Source organism: Flavobacterium sp. N2550, assembly GCF_025947265.1.
In the GTDB taxonomy this organism is placed as follows: Bacteria; Bacteroidota; Bacteroidia; order Flavobacteriales; family Flavobacteriaceae; genus Flavobacterium; species Flavobacterium endophyticum.
Genome location: NZ_CP110007.1, coordinates 1,260,912 through 1,280,332, shown reverse-complemented (window position 1 = coordinate 1,280,332; position 19,421 = coordinate 1,260,912). Strand labels below are relative to the sequence as shown.

Genomic DNA, 19,421 nt, shown 5'->3' with positions numbered 1-19,421 from the left:
TACCTTATATTTTTACTTCGAATGTTAAATTTATGTAAATATTTAAGAGAAAAAAATCGTTTTCGTAAAAGCACCTACCGAAAACGTTTGCGTGTTGAAAACTTTATTGAATGCGTAGATTTTTCGGCTAAAAATCGCTATTAATAAAAATTAAATTTATCTTTATTCAGAAATATTTACTTGATATTAAATACCATGCGAAGAAAAGTCACGCTAAAGCAAATTGCCAAAGAGTTAGATGTCTCTATTTCTACTGTCTCAAAATCCCTCAGAGACAGCCCCGAAATCAGCGAAGATACGCGTCAAAAAGTGCAGGCTTTTGCCAAATTATACAACTACAAACCTAACCTGATTGCCTTAAGCTTAAAGAACAAAAAAACAAAGACAATCGGCATCATTATTCCTGAGATTGTCCATCACTTTTTTGCCACCGTAATTAGCGGTATCGAGCATGTTGCCAACGAACATGGTTATAATGTTATCGTAACCTTATCTGATGAATCTTTTGACAAAGAAGTCATCAATATGGAAATGTTGGCGAACGGCAGCATCGATGGATTTATCATGTCGCTTTCTAAAGAAACCCAACACAAAAAAGACTTCCATCATATTACCGAAGTCATCAACCAAGGAATGCCCGTTGTTATGTTTGACCGCGTGACCAATGATATCTTGTGCGACAAAGTTATTATAGATGATAATCTGGCCGCTTATGAAGCAGTACAAAACTTAATAGATAAAGGATTCAAAAAAATAGCATTGATTACTACAGTAGATTATGTGAGTGTAGGAAAATTAAGGACTGACGGATACATCAAAGCGTTAAAGACAAACAATATAGTTGTCGATCCTAAATTAATTCTCAAAATCGAAGATATCGACATCTGCGATCATCAGATAGAAGAACTGATCGCTAATAATGAAATCGACGCTGTATTTGCCGTAAACGAATTATTCGCCGTAACGGCTATCAAGGCAGCCAAAAAAATAAATCTAAAAGTGCCAGACGACATATCGGTTATCGGATTCACAGATGGTATTATTTCGAAATATTCATCGCCAAGCATTACCACGGTAAGCCAAAACGGAATAAAAATGGGTGGAAAAGCAGCCAAAATGCTTATCGAAAGGCTAGAATCTGAAGAGGAAGAAGACGAGCATTACAAAACAGAAGTTATAGAAACTCACTTGGTTTTGAGAGAATCTACGCCATCGTTGTAGTTCATATTAACAAACTGAAAATCAAATAAATAAAAACCGTATTTTTCATTTCTGCCAATTGTTAAATATCTGAAAATTAATTTTAGGCATAAAAAAATTATATATTTGTATCAATTATCAACGCTTATATTTTTACTTCGAACGAAAGATTAAGTCTTGATAAGCAATAACGCTTATCGTATATAAATCAACAAATTACGATAATGAAAAAGCGTAAATTAAGTTTCTTCGATATCTGGAACATGAGTTTTGGATATTTGGGAATACAAATGGGGTTTGCCTTGCAAAATGCAAATGCCAGTAGAATTCTGCAGATCTTCGGAGCCGACGTACACAGTCTATCGTGGTTTTGGATTGTAGCCCCTTTGATGGGACTGATTGTCCAGCCGATTATCGGACATTATAGCGACAGAACTTGGACGCGTTTCGGCAGAAGAAAACCTTACTTTTTAATTGGATCAATTTTGGCAGCTATAGGATTAATCCTGATGCCGCAATCTGCTATGCTTACCGCTTTCATGCCTGCTCTTTGGGTCGGTGCCGGAATGCTAATGATCATGGATGCTTCATTTAATATTGCAATGGAACCTTTCCGAGCTTTAGTAGCCGACCTGCTTCCTGCCGATCAAAGAACGTTAGGATTTAGTGTTCAAACAGCTTTAATTGGTTTTGGCGCAGTCATTGGTTCTTGGCTTCCATACGCATTGAGCAACTGGTTTGGTGTTTCTAGTGAAGCTAATCCTGGTGAAGTCCCGTACCATCTTATTTTGTCCTTTATTATTGGAGCTTTTGTTTTGGTCGGAGCTGTATTATTGACTGTTTCTACAACTAAAGAGTACTCTCCCGAAGAACTAGAAGCTTTTGACAAAGCCGAAGGAATTGTCCATGAAAAAGAAGAAAAAGCCAGTCTGCTGAATATTTTTGAAGACTTCAGGAACATGCCTCAAACCATGAGACAATTAGGTTGGGTGCAATTCTTTTCGTGGTTTGCCTTATTTGGAATGTGGGTTTTTACCACTCCAGCCATAGCGCATCATGTCTATAACCTTCCGCTCGAAGACACGCACAGCAAAACCTACCAAGAAGCTGGCGATTGGGTCGGAATCATCTTTGGAGTCTACAATGCCGTTTCTGCTGTCTTCGCCTTCTTTTTGCCAGCAATTGCGAAAAAGATTGGACGAAAATCTACACATGCTTTTTCATTAATCGTAGGAGGAATCGGACTGATTTCAGTCTATTTTGTTCCGAGTCCTAATTGGTTGATTGTTTCAATGATTGGTGTCGGAATCGCTTGGGCCAGCATTTTGGCCATGCCTTATGCTATTCTTTCGGGCTCTATTCCGGCCAAAAAAATGGGCGTCTACATGGGAATTTTCAATTTCTTTATTGTAGTTCCTCAAATCATCAACGCCATCATTGGCGGTCCTATCGTTAAATACATTTATGGTGGAAACCCTATCTACGCCATCGTAACCAGTGGAGTTGCCTTTATCATTGCGGCCTTATTTGCCTTCCGCGTAAAAGATGAAGACGACACCGTAAAATTATAATACCTTGAAAACAAAAGCATTCATATTCGATCTTGACGGAGTAATCGTCGACACCGCCAAATACCACTATCTGGCTTGGCAGAAAATTGCAAACCAGCTCGGAATCGAATTTACACCAGAACATAACGAAGGACTAAAAGGCGTGAGCCGAGTCCGTTCCTTAGATCTTATCCTTGAATTAGGAAAAATCGAAGCCAGCCAAGAGAATAAAGACAAATGGCTTGTGGAAAAAAACGAAGACTATCTCTCTTATTTAGTAGATATGGACGAAAGCGAAATTCTAATAGGAGTGGTGCCCGTCCTTCATTATCTAAAAGAGAATAAGCAGCTGATAGCTTTAGGCTCGGCAAGTAAAAATGCAAGGCCTATTCTAGAAAAAACCGGAATCATCCACTATTTTGACGTTATTGTAGACGGCAACGATGTCTCAAATGCTAAGCCCGACCCTGAGGTTTTCTTAAGAGCCGCAGCTTTATTGAATATGGCGCCGGAAAATGCTATTGTTTTTGAAGATTCAGTAGCCGGAATTCAAGCCGCAAATATTGCGCACATGACAAGCGTAGGAATTGGAGATGCTAACATCCTGCATGAAGCTGCATATATCTTCCCTGATTTTGCGCACATAGAAACAAATTTCATAGAAACTTTAGTGAATAAATAAAATGAACCAAGATTATATAGTACCAAATAATTGGTCCGTCATAGAAGAAGGATTTGATGCCGAAAGAGTAAAATCATCAGAAAGTTTATTCAGCATCGGAAACGGCGCTATGGGCCAACGCGCCAATTTCGAAGAAAATTATTCCGGCGAGACTTTCCAAGGAAGCTATATTGCCGGGATCTATTATCCAGACAAGACAAAAGTAGGCTGGTGGAAAAATGGCTATCCGGAATATTTCGCAAAAGTATTGAACGCTCCAAACTGGATCGGAATTGAAATTGAAATTAATGGAGAAGATTTCGACCTAAATACTTGCCTTGAAGTTAAAAATTTCGAGCGCGAATTAAACATGAAAGAAGGCTGGTATCACCGTTCTTTTGAAGCCACCTTAAAAAACGGAACAGAAATAAAAGTAGACGTGCGCCGTTTTCTTTCTTTGGATTCTGATGAATTAGGCGTCATTAATTATGAAATCACGCCGTTGAACAAAGATGCCAAAATTGTCTACAAGCCTTACATTGATGCCGGCGTCAAAAATGAAGATGCGAACTGGGAAGAAAAATTCTGGGAACCGTTAGAAACAAAACATTCTGATAATGAAGCATTTGTTGTTGCCAGAACATTCAAGACGCATTTTAATGTGGCGACCTACATGTCGAACAGCATTTTTTTAAATCATAAAAATTTAAATAGTTCTCCTGTAAAAGTAGATGCTTCAGCGGATAAAATTCAGTTTGCCTATGAAGTGGAAGTTGCTAGCGGCCAAAAATCATCCATTCAGAAATTTGGAGGATATACCGTTTCCTTAAACCATGAAAAATCAGAATTAATTTCTGCTGCCACTAAAGTAATTGCTGCCGCTAAAGCAAAAGGCTATGAAGCGTTATTGCAAGAACAGATTGAAGCCTGGTCAAAAATCTGGGAAATGTCAGACATTACCATCGACGGCGATGTAAAAGCACAACAAGGCATCCGTTTTAATATTTTCCAATTAAACCAAACGTACTTAGGCAAAGATTCCCGCCTAAATATAGGACCGAAAGGCTTTACAGGAGAGAAATACGGCGGTTCCACCTATTGGGATACTGAAGCCTATTGTATCCCGTTTTATATGGCGACCAAAGACCAGCAGGTTGCTCGAAATCTGCTGACGTACCGATACAACCAATTGGACAAAGCGATTGAAAATGCTGAAAAATTAGGCTTTACCAACGGTGCTGCTCTATATCCGATGGTAACCATGAATGGTGAAGAATGCCACAACGAATGGGAAATTACCTTTGAAGAAATCCACAGAAATGGCGCGATTGCTTTTGCTATTTTCAACTATTTCAGATTTACTGGAGATTACAGCTACATTCCGGAAAAAGGATTGGAAGTTTTGATTGCTATTGCCCGCTTCTGGCACCAAAGAGCGACTTTTTCAACACATAAAGACCAATTTGTTATCCTTGGTGTTACAGGACCAAACGAATACGAAAACAACGTCAATAACAATTTCTACACGAACTATCTTGCCAAATGGTGCATCAATTATACCATCGAACAGATTGAAAAAGTAGAAAAAGAATATGCTTCCGACTATTCCAGAATCCTTTCGAAAGTAAATCTAGATGCTGCCGAAATAGTTCATTGGAAAAAAGTAGCAGACAAAATGTACCTTCCTTTTTCAGAAGAACACGATGTTTATTTGCAACAGGACGGCTTTTTGGATAAAGAACTCGTAAAAGTTCACGATTTGGATAAAAGCCAAAGACCAATCAATCAAAAATGGTCGTGGGACCGAATCCTTCGTTCGCCATACATCAAGCAAGCTGACGTATTGCAAGGTTTTTACTTTTTTGAAGATCACTTCTCAAAAGAACAATTGGAAAAACATTTTGATTTTTATGAGCCATTTACGGTACATGAATCTTCGCTTTCACCATGCGTTCACTCGATTCAAGCTGCCAATTTGGGCAGAATGGAGCAAGCCTACACCTTCTACTTGAGAACTTCGCGTTTGGATTTAGACGATTACAACAAAGAAGTCGAAGAAGGCTGTCACATCACAAGCATGGCCGGAACGTGGATGAGCATTGTCGAAGGTTTCGGAGGAATGCGTGTCAAAAACGACACATTGCATTTCGAGCCAAAAATACCAGAACAATGGCAAGGCTATTCGTTTAAAATCAATTTCAGAAACCAGATATTGCAAGTTTTTGTCAATGCGAACGAAACTAAATTTACGTTAGAAGGAAGCCAAGAACTTACCGTTTATGTCAACGGAAAAGCGGTCTTGGTACAACCGAATACTTTAGTTACCGTATAAATAATCACCACCCACCCTTTCAGAGTTTCAGACTCTGAAAGGGTTTTTTAAATAAAAAAGTATGAACTTCAAAAAAAACCTAAGCCTGCTGGTACTGTTTTTATCTGTTTCTGCCTTCGCTCAAATCGATAAAATGGAACCTCCTTTTTGGTATGCCGGAATGCATAATCCTGAGCTTCAGATTATGTTCTACGGAAAAAACATCGCGCAATACGAAGCCTCCGTTTCCAATAACGTAGTAATCAAAAACGTGGTAAAAACTAAAAATCCTAACTACATTTTCATCACAATCGACACAAAAAATACTCCTGCTTCTGATTTTGTCTTTTCTTTCAAGAACAAAAACAAGGTGGCTTTTACAAAAAAATACACGCTGAAAGCAAGACGTCCAAATTCGGCACAACGCAAAAGTTTTGACTCATCTGATATGATCTACTTGATCATGCCGGATCGCTTTGCCAATGGAAATCCAAATAACGACACCGACAAATCGCTTAACGAAAAAGCCGACAGAAATACTCCTGGAGGGCGTCATGGCGGAGATATCGAAGGAATCATAAAACATCTAGACTATCTGGAAGAATTAGGAGTCACAGCACTTTGGAGCACGCCGCTTTGCGAAGACAACGACAAAGTCCATTCATATCATACCTATGGACAATCCGATGTCTATAGAATTGACCCTCGTTATGGAACGAATGAAGATTATGCTCGCCTTTCGGCAGAATTGAAAAAGCGAAACATGAAACTCATCAAAGATTATGTAACAAACCATTGGGGCGCCGAACATTGGATGTATAAAGACTTGCCGACTTATGACTGGGTACATCAATTTCCAGGATTTTCTCAGTCGAACTATCGAATGACGACACAATTCGACACCAATGCTTCGGCTATAGATGCTAAAAATTGCATGGACGGTTGGTTTGTTCCGTCAATGCCCGATCTAAATCAGTCAAATCCGTTAGTCTTAAATTATCTAATTCAAAACGCGATCTGGTGGATCGAATATGCCGATTTAGACGGTTTTAGAGTTGATACATATTCGTATAACGATAAAGTCGGAATTGCAAAATGGACCAAAGCTATCACCGACGAATATCCTTATTTCAACATTGTTGGCGAAGTCTGGATGCATGACCAAGCCCAGATGTCCTATTGGCAAAAAGACAGTCCGATAAGCGCTATCCAAAGTTACAATTCTTATCTGCCAAGCGTCATGGATTTTACGCTGCACGATGCTTTCGGAAGTGTTTTCAACGAAGACAAAGCTTCTTGGAACGACGGTATGATTAAAGTGTATGACAATTTTGCTAATGATTTCTTGTATGCAAACACAAATAATCTGTTGACATTTGTTGAAAATCACGACACTGGAAGATTCAACCAAATCTATAAAAACGATTTCAAGAAATACCAGATGGCCATGGCCTTGATTGCTACTGTTCGTGGAATTCCGCAGACGTATTACGGCTCTGAAATTGGCATGGCTGGCGACAAAGGAAAAGGCGATGCAGACATCCGACAAGATTTCCCAGGTGGCTGGAATGGCGATAAAAACAATGCGTTTACCAAATCCGGAAGAACAGAAGAGCAGAACAAGTTCTTTAATTTTACTTCAAAATTATTCCAATGGAGAAAGAACAAAACCGTTATCCACACTGGAAAAATGACGCACTATATCCCAGAAGACAACATATATGTGTATTTCAGATATGACGACAAAGAAACTGTAATGGTGGTCATCAATAATACTGTGGAAACCAAAACATTCAAGACAAAACGTTTCCAAGAAAATATCAAAAATTTCACTTCTGGAAAAGATATTTTGACAGGAAAATCAATCGATATAAAGAATGAGATTTCTTTAGACGGAAAATCGGTCTTGATCTTAGAATTAAATTAATTTTAAAAACATACTTATGAAAAGAATATTCTTTTTAGCGCTGACGCTAGCTTTCATCAGCTGTAAAGACGACAAAAAAGCGGAAGAAACAACAGCTGAAAAAACAGAAACTATCGCTCCAATAACCGATGCGACTGCTGAAAATGCCGTTATTTATGAAGCCAACATTCGCCAATATTCTCCAGAAGGGACGTTTAATGCTTTCACTAAAGACATCCCTGAACTAAAAAAATTAGGTGTAAAAGTCATCTGGTTGATGCCCATTTATCCTATTTCTATGAAAAATAGGAAAGCCACTGGAGATCTTTCCATCGAAGACATCAAAGACCCGAAAGAAAAAGCAAAATATTTAGGGAGCGCTTACGCAATTTCTGATTATACAGCTATAAATCCTGATTATGGGACCAAAGAAGATTTCAGAAATCTGGTAAAAACAGCCCATGAAAATGGTATGTATGTTATTTTGGACTGGGTGGCCAACCACACTGGATGGGACCACAAGTGGATTACCGAACATCCTGAGTATTACCATAAGAACGCCAAAGGCGAAGTGACCGATCCGCTAAATCCAGAAACAGGAAAATCGTGGGGCTGGACCGATGTAGCTCATTTAGATTATGCTAACCAAGGTCTGCATGAAGCCATGAAAAACGAAATGCTATATTGGGTGAAGCAAGAAAATATCGACGGTTTCCGTTGTGATGTTGCTGATAATGTGCCAGCCGAATTTTGGCAAAAAACAATTCCAGAATTAAAAAAGGTAAAACCTGTTTTCATGCTGATGGAATCTAACAAAAATTATCTTCTAAAAGACGGCCTTTTTGATATGGGTTATGGTTGGGAAGCGCATCACGTAATGAACGATATCAACAAAGGCACAAAAACCGTAAAAGATTTAGATAACGTAATTGCGAAAATTGGCAAAGAATACGAGAAAAACGACTTCTTCATGAACTTTACATCCAATCACGATGAAAATTCTTGGAACGGAACCGAATACCAAAGAATGGGAGACGGCGTAGAAGCTTTTACCGCTTTGACCTATCTGCTGCCTGGAATGCCTTTGATCTACACAGGCCAAGAATATGACCTGAAACGCAGGTTGAAATTCTTCGAAAAAGACTCAATTCCGAAAGCAAAAGCAAAAATGTTTTCTATCTACGAAAAATTAGGTGCTTTAAAAAACAGCAACATTGCGCTGAACGGAGGAAAAAATGCCGCTTCATACAAGCGTTTGGCGACTTCTGCAGACACCAATATTCTTGCTTTTGAAAGAGGAAAAGAAAATGAAAAAGTGTTCTTCATAGGCAATTTATCTAAAAAAGACCAAGAATTCACAGCTCCAGTTGAAGGAACTTATACCAATTACATGACAGGCGAAAAGGTAACTTTGGCAAAAGACCAGAAGTTCAATTTCAAACCTTGGCAATATTATATTTTGGTTAAATAAAAAAGCGTTAATTATTATTTAGAATGTTTAAAAATGCTAATTTAGTATCTCCGTAAAATAACTTAGCATTTTTAGATATGGCCTTTGAATATATAGAAATAGAAAGGGTTGAAAGACTTACCAAAAAAGAGTTTATCGAAAACTATTATAAGCCTCAAAAACCTGTAGTAATCACAAATCAGATTGAAGATTGGCCCGCTTTTTCTAAGTGGAATTTCAAATTCTTGAGAGAGGTTGCCGGAGATAAGACAGTTCCACTGTACGATAGCCGAAAGACGGATTATACCAAAAAAGTAAACGAGCCCGATTTCACGATGACTATGTCAGAGTATATCGATATTCTTGAAAAAGGTCCGACTGATTTGCGTATTTTTCTATACAACCTGATGAAAGACGTTCCTTCAATGAAAGACGATATGAAATGGCCACAATTGGGACTCCGATTGATAAAAAGCTTGCCATTAGTGTTTTTTGGAGGCGAGAATGCCAAAGTTTTCATGCATTATGATATTGATTTCCCGAATATTTTTCATATCCATTTCGAAGGAAAAAAACAGTGCGTACTCGTAGATCCAAAAGAAACAAAATACATGTACCGCCTGCCCTATTCATGGATCTGCAATGAAGATATCGACTTTGACAATCCTGATTTCGAGAAATTTCCGGCACTCAAGATGGTAAAGCCTTACATCACGAATCTGCAGCACGGCGAAATGCTTTATATGCCCGAAGGTTGGTGGCATTACATGAAATATCTAACGCCAGGATTTTCGCTAAGTTTGCGTTCATTGGCAGGAAGACCGAGCAATTTGCTAAAAGGCTTAGCAAATGTAGCCGTCATACGCTACTATGATAACTGGATGCGGAAACGCAAGGGTCAGGCTTGGCTGGATTATAAAGATGCCGAAGCCATCCGCAGGACAAACGAACTTCTCAAATAATAAAAATGCCCAGCAAATTTTGCTGGGCATTTTTATTTTAGACCATGGCAATCCATCCTTAAACTTTGCCCAACATTTCCAAAAGCGTTACTTTTACCAAATAAAACCGGCTCTTGAAAAAAACACTCAACATCGGACATCGCGGTGCCAAAGGCCATGAGCCTGAAAACACGCTTCCTTCTTTCCAAAAAGCATTAGATCTGAATGTTGATGGAATTGAATTGGACGTTCATGTCTGCAAGACCGGCGAGCTTATCGCTATCCATGATTTCACTGTCGACAGGACTACAAATGGCTCTGGAACCGTATCAGAGTTAACCCTTTCTGAGATAAAAGCGTTACGTATTAACGACCATATTGAAGTGCCTACTTTAGAAGAAGTTTTGGAATTAGTCGGTAAAAAATGCCTGATTAATATTGAATTGAAAGGTCGCCACACAGCTAAACCCGTTTCACACCTTATTGAAAAATATATTCTCGAAAAAGAGTACAAATACGAAGATTTTATCGTTTCCAGCTTCCAAAGAGAAGAATTAGAAATGATGTATCTCATCAATCCAAAAATTCATCTAGGCGTTTTATCTCAAGCCAGCGTGACACAAGCTTTAGAATGGGCGACAGCGTTTTCTGCCAAAGCCATCCATCCACACTTTAGCCTTTTGACAGAAGAAAACGTACAAAAAACGCAAGAGCAAGGTTTCAAGATATATACTTGGACCATCAATGAAACTGAAGATATCGAGAGAATAAAAACCTATAACATTGACGGAATCATCACGGATTTCCCAGAAAGAATATGAGCCAAAATTTTGACATAATCATCGTAGGCGGCGGAGCCGGAGGTTTTTTTACGGCTATAAACTGTGCAGAAAAGAATCCGAAATTAAAGATTGCCATACTAGAACGCGGCAAGGAAGTGTTGACAAAAGTCAGGATTTCTGGCGGAGGAAGATGTAATGTGACACATGCTTGTTTTGAACCTAACGAATTGGTAAAGTTTTATCCCCGCGGCGAAAAAGAGCTTCGCGGTCCGTTTCATCAGTTTTGTTCTGGCGATACGATTGAATGGTTTGAAAGACATAGTGTCGAGTTAAAAATTGAAGACGACGGACGCATGTTTCCCGTTTCCAATTCGTCTCAGACCATTATTGATTGTTTTACGACAGCCACAAAAAAATTAGGCATTCAAGTCTTGACTGGACAAAGCGTGCAATCTATTTATAAATCCGAAACTCCTGATGGAAATTTTTGGAAAGTCGAAACCCAGAACGAAAAATACCTCTGCGAAAAATTAGTTTTGGCTACAGGAAGCAATCCGAAAATGTGGGAAATGCTCCAAGAATTTGGACATTCCGTCGTAAGTCCGGTACCATCTCTATTTACGTTTAACATCAAAGATCCTCGCATCAAAGAATTGCCAGGCGTTTCGGCACAAGTTTCCGTAAAAGTCAAAGACACTAAATTGACTTCAACCGGACCATTATTAGTCACGCATTGGGGAATGAGCGGTCCTGCAATCTTAAAATTATCCGCTTGGGGTGCCCGAATCTTGTTTGAGAAAAATTACCAGTTTACCATTTTCGTCAACTGGTTGAATGATATTGATGCTGAAGATGCAGAAATTATCCTGAAAGATTTAAAACAAGAACATTCCAAAAAAACAGTTTCAAAGAAATCACCTTTTGAGTTTCCGAATCGTTTATGGGAAAGTTTGGTTTTGGCCTCAGGAATTTCCGAAGAAACAAAATGGGCCGATTTATCTAAAAATCAACTGCAAAATCTAACAAACCAACTTACAAACGCGCAATTCCAAGTCAATGGAAAAAGCACCTTTAAAGAAGAATTTGTAACTGCTGGAGGCATCGACCTAAAAGAAATTAATTTTAAGACGATGGAAAGTAAAATCCATCAAAATCTTTATTTCGCTGGAGAAATCACGAATATCGATGCGATTACAGGCGGGTTTAATTTCCAAAATGCTTGGACAAGCGGCTTTATCGTTGCCAATTCAATTTAGATTACTGATTCAGCCACCAAATACTCGCATTCAAAACCGTCGCAAAACTTACCCAAAGCAGATAAGGAACAAATAAATACCCTGAAAATTTATTGATTCTCACGAACTTTATATACGTTTCATAAATCATCAACCAAAGCAAGACAATCTCGACTAAAGCCAACAGTGGGTTTTTTAATCCGAAAAACAAATACGACCACAAGGCATTCAGTGCTAATTGGATGGCAAAAAATTTCATTGCTTTTTTGACTTCTTCTTTTCTTGAGGAATCGATTTCATGCCAAACAAGGCCTCCGGCAATTCCCATCATGATATATAGCGTTGTCCAAACAGGTGCAAAAAGCCAGTTTGGCGGATTAAAGCTTGGTTTTTGAATCGTCGGAAACCAGCTTTCAACAGCCGGACGCGTTACAAGACTTGAAAAATAGCCTACAGCCAGACAGGTTACGACCAAAACTAAAATTCGTGTGTATTTATTCATCTTTCTTTTTTTTATCAAAATTAAGTTATTTTCACAGATTAGCCCTAATGCCAATCTGCTATTTGGCTAAAAAAAGTATCTTTGCGCAAATTCATGACTATGATTTCTGAAAAGGATTTTATTCCGTCAAACTATACACATTCAGCAGAAAAAGGACTTTATAAATGGAGCGCTCCGAGCAACATTGCTTTGGTGAAATATTGGGGTAAAAAAGACCATCAGATCCCTGCCAATCCCTCCATCAGTTTTACATTAAACAACTGCAAGACCTTGACTTCGTTGGCTTTTGAAAAAAAACAAGCCGATGGTACTTTTTCGTTTGACTTATTGTTTGAAGGGAAACCGAAAGAAGATTTCAAGCCAAAAATTCAGAAATTTTTTGAACGAATAGAACAATACCTTCCTTTCCTAAAAGAATATCATTTCACAATAAATACTGAAAATACGTTTCCGCACAGCTCCGGAATTGCCTCTTCCGCGTCTGGAATGGCCGCCTTGGCTGTTAATTTGATGAGCCTTGAAAAAGAGCTCAATTCAGAAATGACCGAGGATTATTTCTTTCAAAAAACCTCATTTTTAGCAAGATTAGGTTCTGGCAGTGCCTGCAGAAGCGTAAAAGGAAATGTGGTCGTTTGGGGAAATCACAACGAAATTGACGGAAGCTCTGATTTATTTGGAGTAGAATTCCCAAGCAAAATTCATGAAAATTTCAAGAACTACCAAGACACTATTTTATTAGTTGACAAGGGCGAGAAACAAGTTTCGAGCACAGTCGGTCATGATTTGATGCACCATCATCCGTATGCCGAAAGACGATTTGAGCAGGCGCATGAGAATCTTTCCAAAATAAAAGCTATCCTCGAATCTGGAAACCTTCAAGAATTCATCAAGATTGTAGAAAGCGAGGCTTTGACCTTACATGCCATGATGCTGACATCGATGCCGTATTATATCTTGATGAAGCCAAATACGCTGGAAATTATCAATCGTATCTGGAAATTTAGGAACGAGACCAATATTCCGGTATGTTTTACGTTAGATGCTGGAGCCAACGTCCATGTTTTATATCCCGAAAACGTTAGAGAAGAAGTTTTAGAATTAATTAAGAATGAATTAGTTGGCTTTTGCCAAAACTCGCAATATATTTGCGACGAAATTGGATTTGGCGCAAAAAAGTTGTAATTTTAACAAAATTCCAGACACGACATGAAAGGACCATTATTTTACTCCAAAATATTACTCTTCGGCGAACACGCAATCAACAAAGGTTCCCGAGGTTTGTCCATTCCTTATAATTTTTTCAACGGTGGATTGAAAGTTGACAATAATCTTTCCGATGAAGCCCAAAAATCAAACGCCAGCCTGAAACGTTTTGTTGCTTATTTGGAAACGATGCAACAAGAAAATCCAGAATTGGTGACTTTTAATATTGAATTGCTAAAATTGAATGTTGAAGCAGGAATGTACTTTGATTCCAGCATTCCGCAAGGTTATGGTATTGGAAGCAGCGGCGCCTTAGTGGCGGCTATCTACGACCAATATGCCGAAAATAAAATCACGGTTCTTGAAAACTTGACTCGTGAGAAATTATTGAAATTAAAGCAAATTTTTTCAAAAATGGAATCGTTTTTCCACGGAACAAGCTCTGGATTGGATCCGTTAAACAGCTATTTGAGCATTCCTATATTGATTAATTCGCACGACAATATTGAAGCAACAGGCATTCCTACTCAAAGCCTTCAAGGAAAAGGAGCCGTATTTTTGCTGGATTCTGGAATGGTAAAAGAAACTGCTCCAATGGTAAGCATATTTATGGAAAGCCTGAAAGACAAAGGATTCAGGGCTATGGTGAAAAACCAATTCGTAAAATATACCGATGCCAGTATTGACGATTTCCTTCACGGTGATATCAAATCTTTGCTTTCGAACACCAAAAAACTTTCAAAAGTGGTCTTGAACAATTTCAAGCCGATGATTCCTGAGCAATTTCATGGAGTTTGGCAGAAAGGATTGGATTCAAACGACTACTACTTGAAACTTTGCGGGTCTGGCGGTGGCGGTTATATTCTTGGATTTACGCATGATTACGAAAAAGCTAAAGAATCTTTGAAAGATTACAAACTAGAGGTTGTCTACCAGTTTTAGTCGAAAGTCTTAATCAAAAATCATAAAGTCAAAGGTCTGCCGTTATAAACTAGGCATAAAACTTTTTACTTCAAACCCAAAATCCTGTATCAGAAATGTTAAGCAGAAAGAACAAGCTTCTAGTAATGAAAATTATCAGTTTGTTTTCTGTCGTTCGCGGATATAATATTCCCGTGATTGTTTTAGCGCAATACCTTTCTGCTATATTTATCTTAGCTCCAGAAAACACTCGGGCTTTGGATGTTATTTTGGACATCAATCTTTTTATCTTGGTTTTGGTTTCCAGTTTTTGTATTGCTTCAGGCTACATCATCAATAACTTCTATGATGCGCAAAAAGACTTGATCAATCGTCCAAACAAATCAATGTTGGACCGACTCGTAAGCCAGAAGACCAAGCTCTATGTTTATTTCGGACTGAACTTTTTAGCAGTTTTTCTAGCCTATTTTGTTTCTTGGAGAGTTAGTATCTTTTATTCTGCGTATATTTTCCTGATTTGGTTTTATTCGCACAAGCTCAAAAAATATCCGATTATCGGAAACCTGACCGCTTCCATCTTGGCTATTTTTCCTTTTTTCGGGATTCTTCTTTATTTTTTCAAAGGCCAATACGAAGAATACGATTGGCAGAAAATCGGAATTATTTTTGGACATGCAAGCTTCCTGTTTTTATTGATTCTTATCCGAGAAATGGTCAAGGATTTGGAAAACATGAAAGGTGATTTTGTAAGCGATTACAAAACTATTCCGGTGGTTTATGGAGAGTCTATTTCAAAGAAAGTCATTACAGCACTAACCCTACTAACAATTCTTCCCGTCTATATTTTAGTTGATGTCTATGAAGTAGGCTATATGGTCATTTACTTTTATATCTGCCTCATGTTGCTGATTTTCTTTTTGTTGAAACTTTGGAAATCGAACACAAGAGAAGAATTTTTAAAGCTCCACAATCTTCTTAAATTTATTATTGTTGCGGGAGTTTTCTGCATCGTATTGATTGAGCCTGCCGTTTTATGGCACGGAAAAAAAATCTTATTGGCTATCAATTTCTGCTGATTTCCGCTTCTGAAGCAGAACCAGCCCGTCCCGAAAAAATCTAATCTCCCAATAGTTGAGCGATTTAACGTTCAAATCGCTATCTTTGCACAAATTAGACACTAATGAACAAGAATGAAGGAGGCAACAGACGTAGTGCCTCAAATCGACCTGGAGGGAAAAGCAGTTTTGGGAAATCAAAACCACCATTGCCAAAAAGAGCCCAAGGCCCTAAAAAAGATAAGCCTGCTCCAGCAAAAGCAGCCAGTGCAAATCCTGAAAAGCCTGTTAAAAAAGCGAACCAAGCTCCAAAAAGACAAAAAGCAGCAGACGAAATACGTCTTAATAAATACATCTCAAACTCGGGAATATGTTCCCGTCGTGACGCCGATATCTATATCCAATCAGGCAATGTAAAGGTTAATGGGATTCCTGTTACTGAAATGGGATATCTTGTAAAACCTACAGATGTTGTCAATTTTGACGGAGCGATCTTGACTCCAGAGAAAAAAGAATATATTTTACTGAACAAGCCAAAGAACTTTACGACAGCATTAGACGAAGGTTTTGAGCACAGAAATGTTTCTGAATTGGTGAAAGGTGCCACAAAATCGATCTTATCGCCTGTGGGCCGTATGGACAAGAACACGACAGGATTGTTATTGTTTACGAATGATACCGATATGATTCGTAAATTCACGATTCCGAACCAAAAATCGTCTAAAATCTACCAAGTTTCATTAGACAAAAATTTGAAATTTGAAGATCTTGAGAAAATCCAAAAAGGTCTTACGATTGAAGGCCATCGCGTAAGTGTTGAAGAAATCAGCTATATCGACGATCAGCCTAAAAGCGAAATCGGATTAAAATTACGCACAGCTAACGTAAAAGTAGTACGCCATATTTTTGAGCATTTCAGCTATGATGTATTGAGAATTGACCGCGTTGCTTTTGCCGGACTTACAAAAAAGAATCTTCCAAGAGGAAATTGGAGATTTTTGACCGAACAAGAAATTATCAATTTGAAAAACGTTTAATCAAACGAATTCTACAAAGTTTGAAACATAAAAAAATCCCGAGAAATAAGCTTTCGGGATTTTTGCTTTTGTAGCTTTGCGTAGTACACAAAACAAACTTATGACACCAGAAACATTACAATCTATAGCTTTCAAATGGTTTGATGCTTTTAATTCACATCAACTAGAACAGCTCTTAAGCCTTTATGATGACGAAGCCAGACATTTTAGTCCGAAACTGAAAATCAGAAAGCCAGAAACAAACGGTTTTGTAGAAGGAAAACAAGCATTACGCGAATGGTGGCAAGATGCTTTTGAACGCCTGCCCTCTTTACATTATAAGGTTACTTCACTAACCGCCAACGGCGACAGGGTTTTTATGGAATACATAAGAAATGTCGATGGCGAAGATGATATGCTCGTTGCAGAAGTTTTGGACGTCAAAAACGGAAAAATTATTGCTTCTCGTGTTTATCACGGATAAAACAAAAAAGCCCTTGGTTTCCCAAGGGCTTTTATTTTAACCTTTAATCTTTTTAGAAGTTTCTTCTTTTTTGTCGAGACCGCGTTTTCTTAATAACGGTTCCACGCTAGGCTCTGCACCTCGGAATCTTTTATACAAAACCATCGGGTCTTCTGTACCTCCTTTTTCAAGGACATTTTTTCGGAATAATTTTGCTTTTTCTGGATTGAAAAGATTTGTTGTCTTGAAAGCTTCAAAAGCATCTGTATCCAAGACTCCTGACCAAATATAGCTGTAGTATCCTGAAGAATAACCGCCAGCAAAAATATGACTGAAATAGGTACTTCTGTATCTTGGAATAATCGCATCGATCAAGCCAATCTTTTTCATGGAATTCTTTTCAAACGAATTAGCATCTAGTTGTATAGGCGCTGTCTGCGTATGATAATCCATATCCAGGAACGAAGCTGCTAGATATTCTACTGTCGCAAACCCTTGATCAAAAGTTCCTGATTTTTGAAGCTTTTGGATTAGCGCATCAGGAATTACTTCGCCCGTTTTATAATGCTTGGCATACATTTTCAAAACTTCTGGTTCGGCAGCCCAATTTTCCATAATCTGCGATGGCAGTTCTACAAAATCTCTCGGAACGCTTGTTCCCGAAAGGCTTTTATAGGTTACATTAGATAATAATCCGTGCAATGCATGTCCAAATTCATGGAAGAAAGTCGTTACTTCATCAAAAGTCAGCAATGCTGGCGTATCGCCGGTTGGTTTTGTAAAATTGCAGACAATTGAAATTACCGGAGCTTTTCTTTTACCGTCAACTGTTTTCTGGCTTCTGTAGGATGTCATCCAAGCACCGCCTCTTTTGGAAGCTCTCGGGAAGAAATCCATGTATAGAATCCCTACATGTGTTCCGTCAGCTTCCGTTACTTCCCAGGTCGTAACTTCTTCATGGTATTTTGGAACATCATTGAGTTGCTTGAATTTTAGGCCATATAGCTTTTCTGTGACTTGAAAAACGCCTTTCCTGACGTTGTCCAAACTAAAATAAGGTTTCAATTCTTGTTCGTCTAGATCAAAACGCTGCTTTCTGATTTTTTCAGTATAATACCTCCAATCATACGGCTTGACTTTGCTCTTGATGCCTTCTTTGTCCATCATTTTTTGGATATCTGCAGCTTCCGTCTTGGCAATTGCCAAAGCCGGCTTCCACAAATCATTCAGAAGCTTGGCTACATTTTCAGGGGTTTTGGCCATCGATTCTTCCAGCACGTATGCGGAATGTGACTTATAACCTAACAATCGAGCTTTTTCGCCTCGAAGATTGGCGAGCTTAACCGCATTTTCCTTATTATCAAATTCATCATCATGATTGCCTCGTGTCTGATAGGCCTCCCAAATCTGCTGGCGTAATTTTCTATTCGAACTGTATTGCAAAAAAGGCATCACGCTAGAATTCGAAAGCGTAAAAACCCATTTCCCTTCTTTGCCTTTTGTTTTAGCATCTTCTGCTGCTGCATTGATTAGCTCTTGCGGCAATCCTGCCAAATCTTTTTTATCATCAATTACCAATTCAAATTTATTGGTTTCTGCTAGAATATTTTGTCCGTATTTTAAAGAAGTAAGTGAAAGTTCTGCATTTATTTTACGAAGCTTGTCTTTATCAGCATCGGCTAAATTAGCACCACTTCTGACAAATGCTTTGTGCAGATTCTCTAGAATTTTTGCCTGTTCTAGGTTTAGATTCAGCGACTCTTTTTTGTTCCAGATTGCTTTTACTCTTGCAAATAATTTCTCATTTAAATAGATATTATCATTGTGAGCAGCAAGATTAGGAGAAACTTCTTTTGCTATTTTTTGGAGCTCTTCGTTTGTGTTAGCGCCATTTAAATTCGAAAAGACCACATTTACGTTTGACAATAGTTCTCCAGCATTCTCCATGGCAAGAATCGTATTCTCAAAAGTTGGAGCTTCGGGATTATTGGCGATGGTATTAATTTCGGCTTCATGTCTTTTGATACCTTCTAAAATGGCCGGCTTGAAGTACTCGTTTTTTATCTTGTCAAAAGGCGGAACTTCAAATGGCGTAGCGTAGGCCTGAAAAAATGGATTCATAGTTTGCTTGTTTTCTTGCGCTTCAATTGTTAGCATATTTCCGATTGCCAACAAAATGAAAAAGGATTTTTTTCTCATCTAAAATTATATTGAAATGTAAATTT

Annotated in this window: 16 protein-coding genes; 14 read left to right on the top strand and 2 right to left on the bottom strand. The window is 38.3% G+C overall.

Annotated features, from left to right (window positions below; all coding sequences use genetic code 11):
• Window positions 1-195: 195 nt before the first annotated feature.
• The 9 genes from OLM56_RS05555 to OLM56_RS05515 all read left to right on the top strand — a co-directional run bounded on the left by OLM56_RS05555 (window position 196) and on the right by OLM56_RS05515 (window position 12,057).
• A complete protein-coding gene (locus tag OLM56_RS05555; RefSeq protein ID WP_121376044.1) occupies window positions 196-1,221 on the top strand; it encodes a LacI family DNA-binding transcriptional regulator in 1,026 nt (341 codons plus the stop codon).
• A 203-nt stretch (window positions 1,222-1,424) separates the two neighbouring features.
• Window positions 1,425-2,771 carry an MFS transporter gene (locus tag OLM56_RS05550; RefSeq protein WP_264528609.1) on the top strand — a complete coding sequence of 449 codons (1,347 nt, stop codon included), beginning with the start codon at window positions 1,425-1,427 and terminating at the stop codon, window positions 2,769-2,771.
• A 4-nt stretch (window positions 2,772-2,775) separates the two neighbouring features.
• Window positions 2,776-3,432, top strand: a complete 657-nt coding sequence (gene pgmB, locus OLM56_RS05545; RefSeq protein ID WP_121376042.1) for a beta-phosphoglucomutase — start codon at window positions 2,776-2,778, stop codon at window positions 3,430-3,432.
• A gap of 1 nt (window position 3,433) precedes the next feature.
• A complete protein-coding gene (locus tag OLM56_RS05540) occupies window positions 3,434-5,743 on the top strand; it encodes a glycoside hydrolase family 65 protein (protein WP_264528608.1) in 2,310 nt (769 codons plus the stop codon).
• A gap of 61 nt (window positions 5,744-5,804) precedes the next feature.
• Entirely contained in the window at window positions 5,805-7,649 is a 1,845-nt protein-coding gene (locus OLM56_RS05535) for a glycoside hydrolase family 13 protein (protein ID WP_264528607.1), read from the top strand.
• A 16-nt stretch (window positions 7,650-7,665) separates the two neighbouring features.
• Window positions 7,666-9,099, top strand: a complete 1,434-nt coding sequence (locus OLM56_RS05530) for an alpha-amylase family glycosyl hydrolase (protein ID WP_264528606.1) — start codon at window positions 7,666-7,668, stop codon at window positions 9,097-9,099.
• Window positions 9,100-9,176: 77 nt separating this feature from the next.
• Window positions 9,177-10,040: a cupin-like domain-containing protein gene (locus OLM56_RS05525; RefSeq protein ID WP_121376038.1), complete on the top strand. Its 864-nt coding sequence runs from the start codon at window positions 9,177-9,179 to the stop codon at window positions 10,038-10,040.
• A 113-nt stretch (window positions 10,041-10,153) separates the two neighbouring features.
• Window positions 10,154-10,840 (top strand): glycerophosphodiester phosphodiesterase, encoded by a 687-nt coding sequence (locus OLM56_RS05520; RefSeq protein WP_264528605.1) that lies wholly within the window; start codon window positions 10,154-10,156, stop codon window positions 10,838-10,840.
• A complete protein-coding gene (locus OLM56_RS05515; RefSeq protein ID WP_264528604.1) occupies window positions 10,837-12,057 on the top strand; it encodes an NAD(P)/FAD-dependent oxidoreductase in 1,221 nt (406 codons plus the stop codon). The genes OLM56_RS05520 and OLM56_RS05515 overlap by 4 nt, the downstream gene beginning before the upstream one ends.
• A gap of 1 nt (window position 12,058) precedes the next feature.
• Here OLM56_RS05515 and OLM56_RS05510 read toward each other — a convergent pair whose 3' ends face one another.
• Entirely contained in the window at window positions 12,059-12,538 is a 480-nt protein-coding gene (locus tag OLM56_RS05510) for a TspO/MBR family protein (RefSeq protein WP_182493380.1), read from the bottom strand.
• Window positions 12,539-12,637: 99 nt separating this feature from the next.
• Between OLM56_RS05510 and OLM56_RS05505 the strand changes: the two genes are divergently transcribed.
• The 5 genes from OLM56_RS05505 to OLM56_RS05485 all read left to right on the top strand — a co-directional run bounded on the left by OLM56_RS05505 (window position 12,638) and on the right by OLM56_RS05485 (window position 17,217).
• Window positions 12,638-13,720: a diphosphomevalonate/mevalonate 3,5-bisphosphate decarboxylase family protein gene (locus OLM56_RS05505; RefSeq protein ID WP_264528603.1), complete on the top strand. Its 1,083-nt coding sequence runs from the start codon at window positions 12,638-12,640 to the stop codon at window positions 13,718-13,720.
• A gap of 24 nt (window positions 13,721-13,744) precedes the next feature.
• A complete protein-coding gene (locus OLM56_RS05500; RefSeq protein ID WP_121376034.1) occupies window positions 13,745-14,683 on the top strand; it encodes a mevalonate kinase in 939 nt (312 codons plus the stop codon).
• A 95-nt stretch (window positions 14,684-14,778) separates the two neighbouring features.
• The gene (locus OLM56_RS05495; protein ID WP_121376033.1) at window positions 14,779-15,738 is read left to right on the top strand and encodes a geranylgeranylglycerol-phosphate geranylgeranyltransferase; all 960 of its coding nucleotides are present in this window, start codon (window positions 14,779-14,781) and stop codon (window positions 15,736-15,738) included.
• Window positions 15,739-15,842: 104 nt separating this feature from the next.
• Window positions 15,843-16,754: a pseudouridine synthase gene (locus tag OLM56_RS05490; protein ID WP_264528602.1), complete on the top strand. Its 912-nt coding sequence runs from the start codon at window positions 15,843-15,845 to the stop codon at window positions 16,752-16,754.
• A gap of 100 nt (window positions 16,755-16,854) precedes the next feature.
• Complete coding sequence (locus OLM56_RS05485) at window positions 16,855-17,217, top strand: nuclear transport factor 2 family protein (RefSeq protein WP_121376031.1); 363 nt, start codon at window positions 16,855-16,857, stop codon at window positions 17,215-17,217.
• 36 nt (window positions 17,218-17,253) lie between these two features.
• Here OLM56_RS05485 and OLM56_RS05480 read toward each other — a convergent pair whose 3' ends face one another.
• Window positions 17,254-19,395 carry a M3 family metallopeptidase gene (locus tag OLM56_RS05480; RefSeq protein WP_264528601.1) on the bottom strand — a complete coding sequence of 714 codons (2,142 nt, stop codon included), beginning with the start codon at window positions 19,393-19,395 and terminating at the stop codon, window positions 17,254-17,256.
• Between the last annotated feature and the right edge of the window lie 26 nt (window positions 19,396-19,421).